Annotated in this window: 14 protein-coding genes; 2 read left to right on the plus strand and 12 right to left on the minus strand. The window is 69.0% G+C overall.

What is annotated here, in order from left to right; translation table 11 throughout:
• Positions 1 to 10: 10 nt before the first annotated feature.
• Positions 11 to 829 carry a peptidoglycan editing factor PgeF gene (pgeF, locus tag BKK81_RS12660; RefSeq protein WP_071013411.1) on the minus strand — a complete coding sequence of 273 codons (819 nt, stop codon included), beginning with the start codon at positions 827 to 829 and terminating at the stop codon, positions 11 to 13.
• Positions 813 to 2,033, minus strand: a complete 1,221-nt coding sequence (locus BKK81_RS12665; RefSeq protein WP_071013413.1) for an RluA family pseudouridine synthase — start codon at positions 2,031 to 2,033, stop codon at positions 813 to 815. The genes pgeF and BKK81_RS12665 overlap by 17 nt, the downstream gene beginning before the upstream one ends.
• Positions 2,034 to 2,049: 16 nt before the next feature.
• Between BKK81_RS12665 and BKK81_RS12670 the strand changes: the two genes are divergently transcribed.
• Positions 2,050 to 2,880 carry an outer membrane protein assembly factor BamD gene (locus BKK81_RS12670; protein WP_083384100.1) on the plus strand — a complete coding sequence of 277 codons (831 nt, stop codon included), beginning with the start codon at positions 2,050 to 2,052 and terminating at the stop codon, positions 2,878 to 2,880.
• Positions 2,881 to 3,011: 131 nt separating this feature from the next.
• Here BKK81_RS12670 and BKK81_RS12675 read toward each other — a convergent pair whose 3' ends face one another.
• From BKK81_RS12675 to BKK81_RS12685, 3 genes are read right to left on the minus strand one after another with little or no spacing between them, the layout of a single operon-like run.
• Positions 3,012 to 5,189, minus strand: coding sequence for an ATP-dependent DNA helicase (locus BKK81_RS12675; protein ID WP_071013418.1), 2,178 nt, complete (start codon positions 5,187 to 5,189; stop codon positions 3,012 to 3,014).
• A 46-nt stretch (positions 5,190 to 5,235) separates the two neighbouring features.
• Positions 5,236 to 5,439, minus strand: coding sequence for a YdcH family protein (locus tag BKK81_RS12680; protein WP_071013421.1), 204 nt, complete (start codon positions 5,437 to 5,439; stop codon positions 5,236 to 5,238).
• Positions 5,440 to 5,486: 47 nt separating this feature from the next.
• Positions 5,487 to 6,299 (minus strand): hypothetical protein, encoded by an 813-nt coding sequence (locus BKK81_RS12685; protein ID WP_071013424.1) that lies wholly within the window; start codon positions 6,297 to 6,299, stop codon positions 5,487 to 5,489.
• A 205-nt stretch (positions 6,300 to 6,504) separates the two neighbouring features.
• On the opposite strand from BKK81_RS12685, the gene BKK81_RS12690 reads away from it, so the two are divergent.
• Entirely contained in the window at positions 6,505 to 8,862 is a 2,358-nt protein-coding gene (locus BKK81_RS12690) for a Tex family protein (RefSeq protein ID WP_071013427.1), read from the plus strand.
• 164 nt (positions 8,863 to 9,026) lie between these two features.
• On the opposite strand, the gene BKK81_RS12695 is transcribed toward BKK81_RS12690, so the two are convergent.
• The 7 genes from BKK81_RS12695 to BKK81_RS12725 form a co-directional block, all read right to left on the minus strand.
• The gene (locus tag BKK81_RS12695) at positions 9,027 to 10,925 is read right to left on the minus strand and encodes a potassium transporter Kup (RefSeq protein WP_071013429.1); all 1,899 of its coding nucleotides are present in this window, start codon (positions 10,923 to 10,925) and stop codon (positions 9,027 to 9,029) included.
• A 304-nt stretch (positions 10,926 to 11,229) separates the two neighbouring features.
• The gene (locus tag BKK81_RS12700) at positions 11,230 to 12,231 is read right to left on the minus strand and encodes a tripartite tricarboxylate transporter substrate binding protein (RefSeq protein WP_442873380.1); all 1,002 of its coding nucleotides are present in this window, start codon (positions 12,229 to 12,231) and stop codon (positions 11,230 to 11,232) included.
• 335 nt (positions 12,232 to 12,566) lie between these two features.
• Entirely contained in the window at positions 12,567 to 13,517 is a 951-nt protein-coding gene (locus BKK81_RS12705) for an NUDIX hydrolase (protein ID WP_071016436.1), read from the minus strand.
• An 85-nt stretch (positions 13,518 to 13,602) separates the two neighbouring features.
• Positions 13,603 to 14,328 carry an ABC transporter ATP-binding protein gene (locus tag BKK81_RS12710; RefSeq protein WP_071013432.1) on the minus strand — a complete coding sequence of 242 codons (726 nt, stop codon included), beginning with the start codon at positions 14,326 to 14,328 and terminating at the stop codon, positions 13,603 to 13,605.
• Positions 14,325 to 15,158 carry an ABC transporter ATP-binding protein gene (locus BKK81_RS12715; RefSeq protein ID WP_071016438.1) on the minus strand — a complete coding sequence of 278 codons (834 nt, stop codon included), beginning with the start codon at positions 15,156 to 15,158 and terminating at the stop codon, positions 14,325 to 14,327. The genes BKK81_RS12710 and BKK81_RS12715 overlap by 4 nt, the downstream gene beginning before the upstream one ends.
• Positions 15,155 to 16,210, minus strand: coding sequence for a branched-chain amino acid ABC transporter permease (locus tag BKK81_RS12720; protein ID WP_083384101.1), 1,056 nt, complete (start codon positions 16,208 to 16,210; stop codon positions 15,155 to 15,157). Before BKK81_RS12720 ends, BKK81_RS12715 begins: the two co-directional genes overlap by 4 nt.
• Positions 16,211 to 16,306: 96 nt before the next feature.
• The gene (locus BKK81_RS12725; protein WP_071013438.1) at positions 16,307 to 17,173 is read right to left on the minus strand and encodes a branched-chain amino acid ABC transporter permease; all 867 of its coding nucleotides are present in this window, start codon (positions 17,171 to 17,173) and stop codon (positions 16,307 to 16,309) included.
• Between the last annotated feature and the right edge of the window lie 81 nt (positions 17,174 to 17,254).

Raw genomic sequence — 17,254 nt, forward strand, 5'->3', positions numbered from 1 at the left:
TGCTGCGCGCTCAGGATGCGAGCCAGACCAGGGTGGCCATGCGCCCGGTGACGCCATCGCGCCGGTAGGAGTAGAAGCGCTCGGCATCGGCCACCGTGCAGGCGTCGCCGCCGTAGACCGCGTGGCAGCCGGCGCGCGCCAGGCGCACCCGGGCCAGCGCATGGATGTCGGCGTAGTACTTGCCCGGGGCGCCAGCCCGGAAGGCCGCGGCGACCGCGGCCTGCTCGCCGCGACCGGCCGCGTCGGCCTCGGCCAGGAAGGCTTCGCGTACCTCGGCGCCCACCTCGAAAGCTGCCGGCCCGATCGCCGGCCCCAGCCAGGCCAGCCACCCGGGCGCGCCACCGGTACCGCTCCTGGCACCGGCCATGCGTGCCAGCGTGGCCTCGATCACCCCGGCGCACAGCCCGCGCCAGCCGGCATGCGCGGCGCCGACCACGGTACCGGCGCGATCACACAGCAGCACCGGCAGGCAGTCCGCCGTCATCACCGCGCAGACCTGGCCCGCCTCCACGCTGATACAAGCGTCGGCACGCGGCGGCGCCGGCTCGGCGCCGCCGGCCTGCCCGGCCGTAGCCACGCCGCAGCCGTGCACCTGGTCGAGCCAGCGCGGCGCGCGCGGCAAGACCGCCTCCAGGCGCGCGCGATTGGCCTGCACGGCCGCCGCATCGTCGCCCACGTGCAGGCCCAGGTTCAGCCCACCTGCCGCACCGCCGGCCAGGCCATAGGGCCCGGCACTGACGCCGCCCTGGCGCGTGGTGGACAAGGCGCGCACCTGCGCGGGCGCCGGCCAGTCCGGGACCAGCCAGCCGGCATCAGGCTTCGTCGTCATCCCAGTCCTCATCGTCGCCATACTCGCCACCGTCTTCGTAGCCGTACTCGCCCTCGCCGCCCTCATCGCCTTCCTCTTCCTCGTCGCCCGGCGCGGTGAACTCCAGCGCATCGATCAGGGCCTGCAGGTCGGCCGGCGGCGGCGCCTGCCAGGACACCGCCTTGCCGCTGACCGGATGGATCAGCCCGAGCTTGTAGGCGTGCAGGGCCTGCCGCTCCAGCGGCACCGGCAGCGGCGCCTTGACGGCCTGGCGCATGCCGCGCTGCGTGGCGCGGTGGTAGACCGGGTCGGCCAGCAGCGGGTGGCCGATCGATTCGAAGTGCACGCGGATCTGGTGGGTACGCCCGGTTTCGAGCTGGCACAGCACCATCGATACGGTGGCACGCCCCAGCCTGGCCACGCCCACGGTGCGGAAATGGGTGCGCGAGGGCTTGCCGCTGCTGGTACGCACGATGGCCATGCGGATGCGCTCGCGCGGATCGCGGCCGATCGGCGCGTCGATGGTGCCCTCGTCAGGCGTCTCCCCCCACACCAGCGCGATATAGGTGCGCTTGACGGTGCGCGCCTGCAACTGGCGCACTAGTTCGGTCTGCGCGGTCAGCGTGCGGGCCACCACCATCAGGCCGGTGGTTTCCTTGTCAAGGCGGTGCACGATGCCGGCGCGCGGCAGGGCAGCCGCGGCGGGATAGCGGTACAGCAGGCCGTTGAGCACGGTACCGCTCCAGTTGCCGGCGGCCGGGTGCACCACCAGTCCGGCCGGCTTGTCGATGACCAGCAGCGCGTCGTCTTCATGTACCACAGAGAGGGGGACGTCCTCCGCGGTGAAGGCCTGCGTCTCGGGCGCGGCCTGCGGGCGCACCTCGATGCGCTGGCCCAGTTGCACAGCGGTGCGCACGCGTGCCGGCGCGCCATCGACCGTGACCGCACCATCCTCGATCCACTGCTGGATGCGGCTGCGGGAAAACTCGTGGAAATGCCGCGCCAGCAGCTTGTCCAGCCGCTCTCCGTGGTCGGCCCCGTTCACTTCCAGTTCCAACGGCAGGAAGTCGCCGGCGACCGGCGCGCCGGTGTCCGCGCCGCCCTCCTCGTCCTGCGTTTCGAGACCTTCCGCCGCCGGCTGGGCGGCGTCCTGCTGCGTGATGTCCGCGCCACCGGCTGGTGACTTGGGGCTTCGGCTATAATGCTTGACGCTATTTTTTTTCATCCGGGATTCGTTGCCCATGCAAACGATGAGCATGAAACGCGCCAGTTGGCGCGCGAGAATTGGAGCGATTCTGCTCGCAGGCGGCGCCGTCATGCTGTCGGCATGCGGCCTGCTGGCCGACCAGCCCGACGAGACCGCTGGTTGGTCGGCGAATAAATTATATTCGGAAGCGAAGGACGCACTGGATGGCGCCGATTACACGCGCGCGGTCAAGCTGTACGAAAAGCTGGAGAGCCGCTACCCGTTCGGGCGCTATGCGCAGCAAGCCCAGATCGACACGGCCTACGCCAACTACAAGGATGGCGAGACGGCGGCCGCGCTGGCGGCCGTGGACCGCTTCATCCAGCTGCACCCGAACCACGCCAACATCGATTACGCCTACTACCTGAAGGGCCTGATCAACTTCAACGACAACCTGGGCTGGCTGGGCCGCTTCTCGGGCCAGGACCTGAGCGAACGCGATCCGAAGGCAGCACGCGCGGCCTTCGACGCCTTCAATACCCTGGTCACGCAGTACCCGGACAGCAAGTACACGCCTGACGCGCGCGCGCGCATGCAGTACATCGTCAACTCGCTGGCCGAGCACGAGGTTCACGCCGCTCGCTACTATTTCCGCCGCGGCGCCTACCTGGCAGCAGCCAACCGCGCCCAGCAGTCGCTCAAGGACTACGACGGCGCGCCGGCCAACGAGGAAGCGCTGTACATCATGGTGCGCTCGTACGACCTGCTGGGCCTGAACGACCTGCGCGACGACGCCGCCCGTGTGCTGGAGAAGAACTACCCGAACAGCGACTTCATCAAATATGGCGAGCGCCGCAAGGACAAGTCCTGGTGGCAGCTGTTCTGAGGCCGCACCTGCCGCTGTGCGCCGCAGGGGCCCGATAGAAGAAAAGAAAGCCCGACGATGTCGGGCTTTCTTTTTGTCAGATTTCCGCGGGGACGCACCGGCGACGCACCGGGGACGGCCGCCGTGCGGCATCACACCGCGTTGCCGTCACCCTCGCCGCCATCGCCGCCATCGTCGCCCGTCGCCACAGGCTGGCCGCGCAGGTCCGACAGGAAGCGCAGCACCGTCTGCTCCTCGCGCGTGCGCGCGAACGGCGGCAGGCTCTGCCAGATCTGCCGGCCATAGGGCTTCTCCACCAGGCGCGTATCGCAGATCACCAGCACGCCGCGGTCGGTCTCCGAGCGGATCAGGCGGCCCGCTCCCTGCTTCAGGGTGATGACGGCGTGCGGCAGCTGGTGCACGGCAAAGGGGCTGAGGCCCTTCTTCTGCAGCACCTCCATGCGCGCGGCCAGCACCGGGTCGTCGGGGGGCGCGAACGGCAGCTTGTCGATGATGACGAGCGAAAGGGCTTCGCCACGCACGTCCACGCCCTCCCAGAAACTCTGGCTGCCCACCAGTACGGCATTGCCAAGTTCGCGGAAGCGATCCAGCAGTTCGGTGCGGCTGGCCTGGCCTTGCACCAGCAGCGGCAATTCGAGCCCGCGCTCGGCGAAGGCATCGTAGAGCATGTCCGACGCACGTTGCACGGCACGCAAGGTGGTGCACAGCAGGAAGGCACGCCCGCCGGCGGCCTCGATCAGCGGCAGCGCCGCCTCCACCACCGCCTCGGTGAAATGGGGCGCCTGTGGCGCTGGCAATCCTCGCGGCACGTACAGCAAGCCCTGCGACGCATAGTCGAAGGGACTGGGCAGGGTCAGCGAGCGATCCTTGTCCAGTCCGAGCTGGGCGGCATAGTGTGTGAAGTTACCCTTCACCGACAGCGTCGCCGAGGTGAAGATCCAGGCGCGCGGCGGGCCCTCGCGCTGGCGCGTGAAGATCGGTGCGATCGACAGCGGCGTGCGGTGCAGTTGCACCGTGTGCGAAAAGACCTCGACCCAGCGCACGGTGTCCGGGCCGAACGCATCGGCGGGCGCGGCAGGGACTTCCTCGCCGGTGGCCGCGGCCGGCCGCGGCGGCGCCGGCTGCTCGCGCCAGGCGGCCAGCCGCTGCGCCAGTTCGACCGCGCGGCGGTGACACTGCTGCAGCGATTCGGCACGTTCGGCCTGCGACTCGAGCAGCTCGACGAATTCGGACAGGGCGGCATCGACCGCATCCAGCGTCTCGTTGAAGACCGGCGCGATGCGGGGATCCGCCTCGATCTGGCTGATCGCCATGCGCGTGCTGTCCTTGGAGAAGGCCAGCCGCAGGTCGCGTGCGGCGCGTTCCAGCGGCGCACCGAGGCGCACCCAGTCGACGGCATCGCGCGCGTGCGACAGGCCTTCGGCCACGGTATCGCGCGCCAGCTCCAGCAGCTGGCTGGTCGACAGTGTCTCGCCGAAGAACAGGGTGGCAGTATCGGGCAGCTGGTGGGCTTCGTCGAAGATCACGGTATTGGCGGCCGGCAGCAGCTCGGCCATGCCGGTATCACGCAGCACCACATCGGCGAAGAAGAGGTGGTGGTTCACCACCACCATGTCGGCCTGCTGCGCCTCCTTGCGCGCCCGCATGACGAAGCATTCCTTGTAGTGCGGGCATTCGGTGCCGAGACAGTTGTCGCGGGTGGAGGTGACGAGCTGCCACACCGGGGCATTCTCGGGCACCGCGGCGAGTTCGGCCTTGTCTCCCGTCGAAGTGACCTTGGCGAAACGCCCGATCTCGCGCAACCATGCCGCATCCTGCCGCGACGCCAGCTTGCCCGCCACCTCAGCCCGCTCCAGGTGGTAGTGGCATAAATAGTTGGCGCGCCCCTTGAGCAAGGCTACCGAGATCGGCACGTTGAGCGCGCGACGCACGGTCGGGATGTCACGCTGGAACAGCTGGTCCTGCAGGTTCTTGGTACCGGTCGACAGGATCACCTTGCCGCCCCACAACATGGCGGGCACCAGGTAGGCGAAGGTCTTGCCGGTGCCGGTGCCTGCTTCGACGATCACCGTCTCGCTATCCTCGATGGCACCGGCCACGGCCTGCGCCATGCTCGCCTGGGCATCGCGCGGGCGATAGCCGGGAATCGCCTGGGCGAGCGTGCCATCCGGGGCGAACACGGTGGACAGCGTGGCGACGTGGGCAGCCTTGGCCGCCGCGCGCGCGGCCGCGCCGTCGTCCTGCGCTGTCGCGGTGGCGGTCGGGGGCGCCGGCTCGGCGGCGGAAATCAGGTCTGGGGAATCGGACAAGGCTAGGGAGATAGCGCGCGGCAGTCAGGGCTGCCGCGCAGTGGCATCAGGCAGGCACGTCGGGTTCGAGCTGCAGCTGCAGCAAGGTGATGGCGTCCTTGAGCTTGAGGCGGCGCTTCTTCAGGCGCCGCAGTTGCAGCTCGTCATGGGCCGGGTCCTGCGACATGTGGTCGATCAGATAGTCCAGGTCACGGTGCTCGATCTGCAGCTCGATGATCTGCCGCTGCAGGGTGTTCAGGTTCAGATCCATGGTCGCACCTCCCTCCTCCACGGTCCACGTTGCCGGGCGCTGGCCACTCAGAAGCCGAAAGGACGCGGCGACGAAGCGGAACCCTGCTCCTTGGCCTTGGCGCGGCGCTCGTCCAGCTCGCGCTGCCGCTGTGCGGCATCGCGCTGCTTGGCTTCGTAGTCCTTGACGTTCTCGGCACGCTTGCGCGCGTCTTCGGCGGCATGCTGCTGCGCTTCCTTCAGGCGCGCATCGAAATCCGCCTGCTTCTTGTCGTAGGCCTGGGCATTGGCCGCACGTTGCGGGGCCTGGCCCTGGCGCTCGGCATCGCGCAGCTGCTGCTCCTGCTGCTTCTTGCCGAATGCCTCGCGGCTGGCCTTCTCGTTGGCCTCCCGCTGCGGTCGCTCCGCTTCGTCCTGCGCGCGCTGCAGCGCCTGGCGCTGGTCGCGCTGCACGGCCTTGTAGGCGCGCTCGGCGGCGCTGACCTCGAGCTCGCGCTTGCGCAGCACCTCCAGTTCCTCGCGCTGCACGTCCTTGGCCTTGTCGACGCAGTGGTTGACGAAGAACGTCGCATAGCAATCGTGCTCGGCCTTGGCGTAGCGGTAGTTGGTCCAGGCACGCGAATCATCGATCGCCTTGCGTTCGGCGTCGAAGTCGCGCGGCGCGGCTTCGGCCGCCGGCACCGGGGCCTGGGCATGCGCCCGGCCGCCACCCACCGCTGCGCCAAGCACGGCGGCCAGGCAGGCCGCCATCAGCAGCGCGCCGGGCCGGCGCGGTGCGCGCACGGCAGCGCCGGCGACTGGAGCTGCGGGGGCGCCCGCGCGCGAGCGTGGCACGCCTGGATGCTTGGCCTGCATGGTGGCCTGGTGTGGCTTGTCGATCATGGTGCGATTCTAGCATCCGGGCGGCCCGCGCCGGCGCCCGCCCGCGTGCCTGCGGCGCCGCCGCCGGGCGCTGCCGCCTGGCCGCGCACGGCACACGGCGGGCACGCCGGCCCGGCTGCCGGCGCGCCCGGCGGCCGATGCTGGCGGCGCCGCGGGCTTGTGGCAAAATGCCCCGCTTTCGACTGACTGTTTTCCTGTATTCCGGATGCCCAACCTGCCCGCCCACGTTTCACAAAAGATCGAGTCGCTGATCGCGGCCGAACTCTCGGTGCAACCCCGCCAGGTGGCGGCGGCCGTCGCGCTGCTGGACGAAGGCGCCACCGTGCCCTTCATCGCCCGCTACCGCAAGGAAGTCACGGGCAACCTGGACGACACGCAACTGCGCACGCTGGAAGAACGCCTGCTCTACCTGCGCGAGATGGAAGAGCGCCGCCTGGCCATCCTGGCTTCGATCGAAGAACAAGGCAAGCTGACCGACGTCCTGCGCACCGCCATCGAAGGCGCCCAGACCAAGCAGGCGCTGGAAGACCTCTACCTGCCTTACAAGCCCAAGCGCCGCACGCGCGCCCAGATCGCGCGCGAATGCGGCCTGGAGCCGCTGGCGCAGGCCCTGCTGGCCGATCCTACGCTCGAGCCGCAGGCCGAGGCCGCCAAGTACGTCAACGGCAACCCCACTGCCGACGGCGGCGTGCCCGACGTGAAAGCCGCGCTGGACGGCGCGCGCGACATTCTCTCCGAGCAGTTCGGCGAAACCGCCGAACTGCTCGGCAAGCTGCGCGACCACCTGTGGAACCAGGGCGTGGTCAGCTCGACCGTGATGGAAGGCAAGGAAGGCGCGGAGGAAGAGAAGTTCCGTGACTACTATGCTTACAGCGAGCCTATCCGCAACGTGCCGTCGCACCGCGCCCTGGCCTTGTTCCGGGGCCGCAACGCCGGCGTGCTGATGGTCAAGCTGGGCCTGGGCGAAGAGCAGGACACGCTGGTGCCCCACCCCTGCGAAGGCATGATTGCGCGCCACTTCGGCATCCAGAACCAGAACCGCCCCGCCGACAAATGGCTGGGCGACGTGTGCCGCTGGTGCTGGCGCGTCAAGGTGCAGCCGCACATCGAGACCGAGCTGCTGACCCAGCTGCGCGAGACCGCCGAGGGCGAAGCCATCAAGGTGTTCGGCCGCAACCTGCACGAATTGCTGCTGGCGGCGCCGGCCGGCCACAAGGCCGTGATGGGCGTCGACCCCGGCATCCGCACCGGTTGCAAGGTAGCCGTGGTCGATACCACCGGCAAGCTGCTCGAGACCGCCACCATCTACCCGCACGAGCCGCGCCGCGACTGGAACGGCTCGCTCGCCACCCTGGCGCGGCTGGCCAAGCAGCATGGCGTGGCCCTGGTCTCGATCGGCAACGGCACCGCCAGCCGCGAGACCGACAAGCTGGTGCAGGACCTGATGCGCCAGGCTCCCGAGCTGAAGCTGACCAAGATCGTGGTCAGCGAGGCCGGCGCCTCGGTCTACTCGGCCTCTGAACTGGCCGCCAAGGAATTCCCCGAGCTCGACGTCTCGCTGCGTGGCGCGGTGTCGATCGCGCGCCGCCTGCAGGATCCGCTGGCGGAGCTGGTCAAGATCGATCCCAAGTCGATCGGCGTGGGCCAGTACCAGCACGACGTCAACCAGCGCGAACTGGCGCGCGCACTGGACGCCGTGGTCGAGGACTGCGTGAACGCCGTGGGCGTGGATGTCAACACCGCTTCGGCGCCGCTGCTGGCGCGCGTCTCGGGCCTGAACACGGTGCTGGCGCGCAATATCGTCGACTACCGCGACGCCAACGGCGCCTTCGCCAACCGAGAGGCACTGAAGGCGGTGCCGCGCCTGGGCGACAAGACCTTCGAGCAGGCCGCGGGCTTCCTCCGCATCAACAACGGCGACAACCCGCTCGACCGCTCCTCGGTCCACCCGGAAGCCTATCCGGTGGTCAAGCGCATCCTCGACCATATCAAGAAGGACCTCTCCGCCGTGCTGGGCAACCGTGAAGCCCTGCGCGGCCTGTCGCCGGCCCAGTTCACCGACGACACCTTCGGCCTGCCGACGGTGCGCGACATCCTGGCCGAGATGGAGAAGCCCGGCCGCGATCCCCGCCCCGAGTTCAAGACCGCCACCTTCCAGGAAGGCGTCGAGGAGATCAAGGACCTGCAGCCCGGCATGGTGCTGGAAGGCGTGGTGACCAACGTGGCCGCCTTCGGTGCCTTCGTCGACATCGGCGTGCACCAGGATGGCCTGGTCCACATCTCCGCGCTCTCCTCCAAGTTCGTCAAGGATGCGCACGAGGTCGTCAAGGCCGGGCAGATCGTCAAGGTCAAGGTGATGGAAGTCGACGTCAAGCGCAACCGCATCGGCCTGTCGATGCGGCTGGACGATGAGCCCGGCCAGAGTTCACGTCCGGCCGGCGGCGGCGATCGCGGCAGCGAGCGCGGCGGCCAGCGCAGCGGCGGCAAGGGCTTCGGCGGTGGACGCCGCGAAGCGGAGCCAGCGGGCGCGATGGCAGCGGCTTTCGCCAAGCTCAAGCGCTGAAGACCCGGCACCGGCGCGGCGGCAGGCGGCAGGCGGCAGGCGATAGGCGGTAGCCAGCCGCCGGCCGCACGCGCTGCCCGCTGGCGCCCGGCAAGGCAGGAAAAAGCCCCCGCATGCTCGCGCATGCGGGGGCTTTTTCCTGGGTGCAGCGGCCAGCCGGCCGCTCAGATCTCGACCTTGGTGCCCAGTTCCACGACCCGGTTGGCCGGGATCGAGAAGAAGTCCGACGGCTTGGCGCCGTTCTGGTGCATCCAGGCGAACAGGCTCTCGCGCCACATCGACATACCCGGCAGCTTGGACGGGATCACCGATTCGCGCGCGATGAAGAAGGAAGTCTCCATCAGCTCGAAGGCCATGCCCAGCTTGCGCTGCGCCAGGTCCAGCACCTTCTGCACATCGGGCGTCTCCTTGAAGCCGTATTCGGAGCGCAGGATGTAGATGCCACCGCCGAGGTCCTTGCACGCCAGGCGGCGGTCATCATCGACGTAGGGGATGTCACGCGTCACGAAAGTCAGGAAGACCACGCGCTCGTGCAGCACGCGGTTGTGCTTCAGGTTGTGCAGCAGCGAGACCGGCACATAGTCCGAATTGCCGGTCAGGAACACGGCGGTGCCTTCGACGCGGTGCGGCGGGTGCGCCAGCAGGCCGGCGATGAACGGTTCGAGCGGGATGCCGTCCTCGAGGCTGCGCGCGCGCAGCAGCTTGCGGCCGCTGTACCAGGTCATCAGCAGGAAGAAGGCCAGGCCGCCCAGCAGCAGCGGGAACCAGCCGCCCTCGGCCACCTTCAGCAGGTTGGCAGAGAAGAAGGCAAGATCCACCATCAGGAAACCGAGGCCGATCAGCATGACCAGCACCGGGTTCCACTTCCAGACATTGCGCATCACCACCACGGCGAGGAAGGTAGTGATGACCATGGTGGTGGTCACGGCGATGCCGTAGGCCGCGGCCAGGTTGTCCGATTTCTTGAAGGCGACCACCACGGCGATCACCAGCACCAGCAGGATCCAGTTGATCACCGGCAGGTAGATCTGGCCGATCTCCGCGTCCGAGGTATAGCGGATGCGCATGCGCGGCACGAAGCCGAGCTGGATGGCCTGGCTGGTCAGCGAGAAGGCGCCGGAGATGACCGCCTGCGAGGCGATCACCGTGGCCAGCGTGGCCAGCAGCACCATAGGCAGCTGCAGCATGTCCGGCACCATCAGGTAGAAGGGGTTCTCGATCGCCTTGGGGTTCTGCAGCAGCATCGCGCCCTGGCCGAAGTAGTTCAGCATCAGGCAGGGCATGACCAGCACGAACCAGCCGTAGCGGATCGGGCGGGCGCCGAAGTGGCCCATGTCGGCGTAGAGCGCCTCGGCCCCGGTCAGCACCAGGAAGACCGAGCCCAGCACCACGAAGGCCTGCAGCGAGTGCTCCATCAGGAAGCTGATCGCGTGGTGCGGACTGAGCGCCATCAGGATGCCCGGCGCGTGCATCAGGTGCAGCAGGCCCAGCGCACCGAGTGCGAGGAACCACACCACCATCACCGGGCCGAACAGTTTGCCGACCGTCGCGGTGCCGCTGCGCTGGATCAGGAACAGCGCACACAGGATCACCAGGGTGATGGGGATGACGAAATGCGACAGCCCCGGCGCCGCGATCTCCAGCCCTTCCACCGCTGACATCACGGAGATGGCCGGCGTGATCACCGCGTCGCCGTAGAACATGCAGGCGCCGAAGATGCCGAACATCATCAGCATCTTGGCCCGGCGCGAGCGTGGCGCGGCCGTGCGCAGCGCGAGCGCCATCAGGGCCAGCACGCCGCCTTCGCCGTCGTTGTCCGCGCGCATCACGAACAGCACGTATTTGAGCGAGACCACGATGATCATCGCCCAGAACAGCATCGAGATGATGCCGAGCACGGCCGCCTCGCTGAAGGGGATGCCGTGCTCCGCGCTGAAGCACTCCTTGAGCGAGTAGAGGGGGCTGGTGCCGATATCGCCGAAGACGACGCCGATTGCGCCGATCACCAGGGCACGCGTGCTCGGGCTTTCGACGTAATAGTGGCTGGTTGCGGATTGGGTCATGGATTGGGGTCAGCTTGGCCGGCTCGACCGCCCCGGACAGGACGGAAGGCCAGAGGCCGGATGCGGCTCGGCTCCGGTTCGCTATTGCATTGCACAAACGCGCGCCATTCTAGTGGAAGAGCCGGACTACGGCCACTGCGGGAGATACTGGCTGCGCCATCCGGTTTGGCAAGCATGCGAGGGAAGCGGCATACGGTCAACCCCCCGGGCGCCGGCGGCCGATCCGTGCACGCAGCGTGTGGCGTTGCACGTCCGCCACACAAAGTGCACCAAGCCATACTCGACGGGCTCGACGGCCCTGCACTCAGTCGACGTGCAGGTCCATCTGCCTGGCCAGCTCTCCGAAGCGCGCGATATCGCGCTCGATCACGGCCTGGAACTCCTGCGGGGTGCTGGTGGTGACGTCATAGCCCAGGGCCTGCAGTTCGGCAGCCATTTCAGGCCGCCGCATCACCGCGGCGATGGCGCTGTTGAGGCGGCGCACGATGGCCGGCGGCGTCGCCGCCGGAGCCAGCACGCCGTGCCACTGGTTGAGCGCATACCCCGGCAGGCCCTGCTCCGCCACCGTCGGCACCCCGGGCAGCAACGGCGAGCGCTGCGGCGAGGTCACCGCGAGTGCGCGCAGCGTGCCGGCCTGGATGAACGGCAGCGCGCTGGATGCGGTGACGATGCCCAGCGGCACGTTGCCGGCCAGCACCGCCTGCAGGGCGGGACCGCAGCCTCGATACGGCACGTGCAGCCAGTCCGCCCCGGTGCGGCGCATCAGCATCCCGCCGGCCAGCTGCTGCGGCGTGCCGTTGCCGCAGGATGCGTAGGCCGGCGTCGCCGTGGCGCCCGGGCCGGTGGCACCGAGCCCCACGCGCCGCACCGCGCGCGCGTCGAGGGCCTGGCGCAGGCTCAGCCAGGGCGACGACACCGTCGTCACCAGCACCGACGGCACGTAGGCCACATTGATCACGCCGCGCAGGTCAGACTGTGGCGAAAAGCCGAGCTTGCGGTAGACGGCGGGATTGATGGCATAGCTGCTGTTGACCATCAGCAAGGTGTAGCCGTCGGGCCTGGCATGGGCCACCAGTTGTGCGCCGATGTTGCCGCTGGCGCCGGCGCGGTTCTCCACCACCACCGGCTGCCCCAGCTCCCCTTCCAGCCGTGCGGCGAGCTTGCGCGCCAGCAGGTCGGTGCCGCCGCCCGGCGGAAAGGTGACGACCAGCTCGATCGGACGGCCGGGATAGGGCACGGCGCCTGCGCGCGGTGCCGCCACAGACGGTGCCGCCGCCAGCGCCACGACAATGGCGCCCGCTGCCACGAGAACGCCGCGCGCCGGCGAGCGGGCAGGAGTACTGCTGGCCGGGATTCGCAGCTTACTTATACTCATACCGAGCATTATCTGGGTAAACGAACAAGACGAATAACACGCCGCTTTGCCTGAGGCACGTCGCCCTGCCGGCCTAGCACGGCATGTTGGCAGCCTCCCGCTAGCGGTCTCCGTCGGAGAGCATCACGATAATTATGCTAGCAATGAGCATAATTCAGGTCAAGCCCGGGTTTTCCCACCGGCGGGCGGCCCGGGCGCGCAGGCCAGGCGGCCATGCCGTGCGGGGACGGTTGCCCCGCGTCACAGGAATCCATCGGCCCGGAACGCTAGCGGGCCAGCGGCAGCTTGCTACCGGCGATGGCCCGTTCCAGCAGCACGTCGCCGCGGAACTGGAACAGCTTGGCCGGCCGGCCGGCCGAACCCTGCGTCAGTTGGCCGGTCTCTTCCACCAGCGCCTGCTGCTCGATGAAGCGGCGGAAATTCTGCTTGTGCAGACTGCGGCCCGCCACCGCCTCGAAGGCCTGCTGCAACTGCAGCAGCGTGAAGGTCGGCGGCATCAGTTCGAACACCACAGGGCGGTAGCGGATCTTCGCGCGCAGGCGTGCCATGGCGGTGGCCAGGATGCGGCGGTGATCGTGCAGCATCGCATCGCCTGGCAGCAGCTCGCTCCCCTGCCCCGCGCCACGCTGCACGGCCTCGGGCACCAGTCCGGCCTCGAACAGCAGTTCGTAGCGCTGCAGCACCATCTCCTCGTTCCAGGAGGCCTCGTCGGCCCCGAAGGTGAAATCGATGCGCTGCCGGCGGCGGCGCCGGGCAGCCGCGTCGTCCGCCAGCGCCGACCAGCGGTGCAGCGCGGGCAGGATCCGGCCGGCCACCACGGGGGGCGAGCCCTCACGCCAATCCTCCCATGGGAAATACCGGTACCAATCCTGCCAGCCGATGCCCTCCTCGCCGGCTTCGGCCGACTCGCGCGTGAGGCCGAGATAGCTCACCGAGATGACACGCTGGCCCTGCTGGTTGGCGCGGTCGCGATCCGCAAAGGTATAGAGCTGCTCGACGTAGCCCAGCGGATGATGGGTCTGCGTCTCCACCCAGGCGCGCAGCCCGGCCTGCAGCGAACGGTGCGAGGATTCGAACGGACCGGCCGGCAAGGCGTGGGCACCGTCGCGCGTCAGCACGCGGGGCTGGCCCTGGCTGACTGCGACCAGCACGGCGACCAGCTCGGCCGCGACCGCATCGGCGGAGGGCACGGGAGAACGGGAGTCGGCGGATGGCATGGCGTCGGAGAAAAGCCACATTGTAGAGGCTCGCCGCCCGGCAGCCACTCCTGCCGGGCCGCTCCGGCATGCCGCGGCCGCGCCCTCAGACGCCGAGATAGCGGTCCAGCCGTGCCGGCGCAGCGGCCAGGGCGGGCGCCGCCTCGTCGAGCACGACCTGTCCTTTCTCCAGCACGACGGCGCGGTCGGCATGCGCGAGCACCGCGCGGTAGTTGCGGTCGACCACCACGCAGGCGATGCCGGTCGCGCGGATGGTGGCGATGACCTGCCAGATCTCCCGCACGATGCGCGGCGCCAGCCCTTCGGTGGCCTCGTCCAGGACCAAGCACTCGGGATTGGTCATCAGCGCGCGGCCGATCGACAGCATCTGCTGCTCGCCCCCGGACAGCTCATGACCGCCGTTCGAGAGCCGCTCCTTGAGGCGCGGGAACAGGTCGAGCACGCGCGCCTCGTCCCAGTCGAAACGGCCGCTGCTGCCCTTGCCCGCCGCCATGATCAGGTTTTCCCGCACCGACAGGTTGGGGAATACGCCCCGCCCTTCCGGCACGTAGGCCACGCCCAGGCGGGCCACTTCGTGCGGCCGCGCGCGCGAGACATCGCGCCCGGCCACCACGATCTCGCCGCGGCGCTGGCGCACATGGCCCAGCAGCGTGCGCAACAGCGTGCTCTTGCCCATGCCGTTGCGGCCCAGCAGCCCGACCGTCTCGCCGCGCGCCACGCGGAAATCGATGCCGCGCAGCACGTGGCTGCTGCCGTACCATGCCTCGACGCCCGCAGCGCGCAGCATCGGCTCTCCGGAGGTCGGTTTCATGCCGCGTGCTCCTGCTCGCTCTGGGCGCCGGCATCGCCTGCGCGGTGCTCACCGTGCTCACCCTCAGCCATATCGTCCTCCCCCAGGTAGGCGAGTTGCACTTCGCGATTGACGCGGATCGCCGCGGGGCTGTCCGAGGCGATCACCGTGCCATTGACCATCACCGTGATACGGTCGGCCACGGCGAATACCGCCTCCATATCGTGCTCCACCAGCAGCACGGCATGGCCGTCGCGCAGGCCGTGCAGCAAGTCGAGCATGCGCGCCGACTCCTCCGGCCCCATGCCCGCCAGCGGCTCATCGAGCAGCAGCACCTGGGGCTGCGTCGCCAGGCACATCGCGACTTCGAGCTGGCGCTTCTGCCCGTGCGACAGCGCACTGGCCACGACCCCGGCCACGCCGGACAGACCGGCACGCTCGAGCGCCTCGTCGGCCAGGGCGCGGCTGAGGCGGCAGCCCTGCGCGCCCTCCCACAGCCGCCAGGCCCGCTGCGCGCGCGCCTGTGCGGCCAGCCGGCAGTTCTCGCGCACGCTCAGCGGCAGGAAGATATTGTTGCGCTGGTAGCTGCGGCCCACGCCATGGCGCGCCAGGCGCGGCTGCGCCCAGCCGGTGACGTCCTGCCCCTGCAGGCGCAGCCGCCCGCCCGACGGCGCCAGCTCGCCCGACAGCATATTGATCAACGTGGACTTGCCGGCGCCATTGGTACCGATCACCGCATGCACCTGCCCCAGTTCCAGCGACAGGTTCACCTCGGATACGGCCAGCAGGCCGCCGAAGCGGCGGCTCAAGCCTTCGGCCTGCAGCACGGGCGTGCTCATGGGCGTGCTCATGCTGCCTCCCCCGCGCCAGGGCTGGCGCCGCGCTGCGGCGACTGCGGCGACCGCCGCCGCAGCCACGGCCCGATGCTGCCGCCCAGGCCTACCAGCCCGCGCGGCAGCAACGCCACGGCCAGGATGATGAAGCCGCCCATCAGCAACTGCCAGTGCCGGGTCAGGCCGCTGAACCACTCGGCCAGCAGCACGAAGGAGAAGGCGCCCAGCACCGCGCCGGCGAGGCTGCCTACGCCGCCCAGGATGACCATCAGCATGACGTTGCCAGACTGGTGCCAGGAGGCGATCTCCGGATTCACGAAGCCGAACTGGATGGCGTAGAGGTAGCCGGCCAGCCCGGCCAGCGTGCCGCCGGCGACGAAGGCGCCGAGCTGGTAGCGGTAGCTCGCATAGCCGGCCGCCCGCATGCGCTGCTCGTTGTGGCGGATGCCGACCAGGGCGTGGCCGAAACGCGAGCGCAGCAATTGCGCCAGCATCGCCACCGTCGCCGCCAGCGCGGCGAGCACCAGCCAATAGAAGGCGGCCGCCCCATCGACATTCAAGACCCGGCCGCCGGGCAGGCCGAATTCGGGCCGGAAGTAGATATAGGTGCCGTCGCTGCCGCCGGCCAGCTTGGTGTCGTGGAAGACGAAATAGACCATCTGGGCGAAGGCCAGCGTGACCATGATGAAGTAGATGCCGCGCGTGCGCAGCACCAGCATGCCGACGAGCAACGCCAGCATGGCCGCGGCGGCCATCGCCGCAGCCATCAGCAGCCAGCCGTTGCCCGGGCCGGACTGCGGCGCCAGCATCGCCGTGGCGTACGCGGCGGCGGCGAAGTAGGCGGCATGGCCCAGGCTGACCAGCCCCGTATAGCCGATCAGCAGCTGCAGCGACAGCGCGAAGATGGCCATGATCATCACCTTGCTCAGCAGCTCGATGTAGAACTTGCCCGCATCGCCGTCCAGCAGCGGCGGCAGCCAGGCCAGCGCACCCAGCGCCACCAGCCACGCCAGCACGGCCGGCCAGGCGGGACGCTCGCCCCGCCCTTCCCTCATTGCTCCTGCCAACATCCTCGCCTCCTCATGCTGTGCGGCCGCACCTGCGGCCGCCCGAGCCATCCGCCCGCGTCACCATCTATCCAGCCCGCCTTGAACAACCCTCCATGTTCAGCCCGCCTTGAACAGGCCCTGGGGCTTCCACAACAGGATCACCGCCATCAGCAGGTAGATCAGCACGCCGGCCGCCTCCTGCCAGAAGACCTTGCCGAAGGTATCGACGAAGCCCAGCAGCAGCGCCGCCACCAGGGCGCCCTTGACCGAGCCGATGCCGCCGATCACCACCACCACGAAGCATACGATCAGCACCTGCGCGCCCATGCCCGGATAGACCGAGGAAACCGGCGCCGCGATCATGCCCGCCAGCACCGCGAGCGCCACGCCCAGCGCGAACACCAGGCGGTACAGCAAGGTGATGTTGATGCCCAGCGACTGCACCATTTCGCGGTTGCTGGCACCGGCACGGATCCTCATGCCCAGCCGCGTGCGGCGGATCACCAGGTACATCGCCGCGGCGACCAGCAGGCACACCGCCGAGATGAAGAGCCGGTAGACCGGGTAGGTCATCTCGTTGCCGATCGGCAGCGCCCCGTCGAGGATGGCTGGCACCGGTACGCCATGCACGTCGTCGCCGGCGAGGATGCTGCGCAATTCCTCGAACACCAGGATCAGGCCGTAGGTCATCAGCACCTGCTGCAGGTGGTCGCGTTCGTAGAGATAGCTGAAGAACAGCCACTCCAGTACATAGCCGAAAGCCACCGCCAGTGCGATGCCCAGCGGGATGGCCACGAACAGGCTGCCGGTCAGGCTGGCCAGCGTGAAGGCCAGATAGGCGCCGAGCATGTAGAAGCTGCCGTGGGCGAGATTGATCACGCCCATGATGCCGAAGATCAGCGTCAGGCCGCTCGCCACCAGGAACAGCAGCAGGCCGTACTGCACGCTGTTCAGGCATTGGATGAGAAAGGAAACGATGTCCATGCGCCGTACCCCGGGAGCCGGTTCAAGGAAAAGGCCGCGCCCCGCGCGCGCACGGATGCCCATGCACGCGCAGTGTCGCAC

Origin of the sequence: Cupriavidus sp. USMAHM13 (assembly GCF_001854285.1) — a bacterium.
Lineage (GTDB): Bacteria > Pseudomonadota > Gammaproteobacteria > Burkholderiales > Burkholderiaceae > Cupriavidus > Cupriavidus malaysiensis.

Coding starts and splice junctions, on each gene's coding strand:
- pgeF (WP_071013411.1), bottom strand. CDS start 829: ATGACGACGAAGCCTGATGCCGGCTGGCTGGTCCCGGACTGGCCGGCG.
- BKK81_RS12665 (WP_071013413.1), bottom strand. CDS start 2,033: ATGAAAAAAAATAGCGTCAAGCATTATAGCCGAAGCCCCAAGTCACCA.
- BKK81_RS12670 (WP_083384100.1), top strand. CDS start 2,050: ATGCAAACGATGAGCATGAAACGCGCCAGTTGGCGCGCGAGAATTGGA.
- BKK81_RS12680 (WP_071013421.1), bottom strand. CDS start 5,439: ATGGATCTGAACCTGAACACCCTGCAGCGGCAGATCATCGAGCTGCAG.
- BKK81_RS12685 (WP_071013424.1), bottom strand. CDS start 6,299: ATGATCGACAAGCCACACCAGGCCACCATGCAGGCCAAGCATCCAGGC.
- BKK81_RS12690 (WP_071013427.1), top strand. CDS start 6,505: ATGCCCAACCTGCCCGCCCACGTTTCACAAAAGATCGAGTCGCTGATC.
- BKK81_RS12695 (WP_071013429.1), bottom strand. CDS start 10,925: ATGACCCAATCCGCAACCAGCCACTATTACGTCGAAAGCCCGAGCACG.
- BKK81_RS12705 (WP_071016436.1), bottom strand. CDS start 13,517: ATGCCATCCGCCGACTCCCGTTCTCCCGTGCCCTCCGCCGATGCGGTC.
- BKK81_RS12710 (WP_071013432.1), bottom strand. CDS start 14,328: ATGAAACCGACCTCCGGAGAGCCGATGCTGCGCGCTGCGGGCGTCGAG.
- BKK81_RS12715 (WP_071016438.1), bottom strand. CDS start 15,158: ATGAGCACGCCCATGAGCACGCCCGTGCTGCAGGCCGAAGGCTTGAGC.
- BKK81_RS12720 (WP_083384101.1), bottom strand. CDS start 16,210: ATGTTGGCAGGAGCAATGAGGGAAGGGCGGGGCGAGCGTCCCGCCTGG.
- BKK81_RS12725 (WP_071013438.1), bottom strand. CDS start 17,173: ATGGACATCGTTTCCTTTCTCATCCAATGCCTGAACAGCGTGCAGTAC.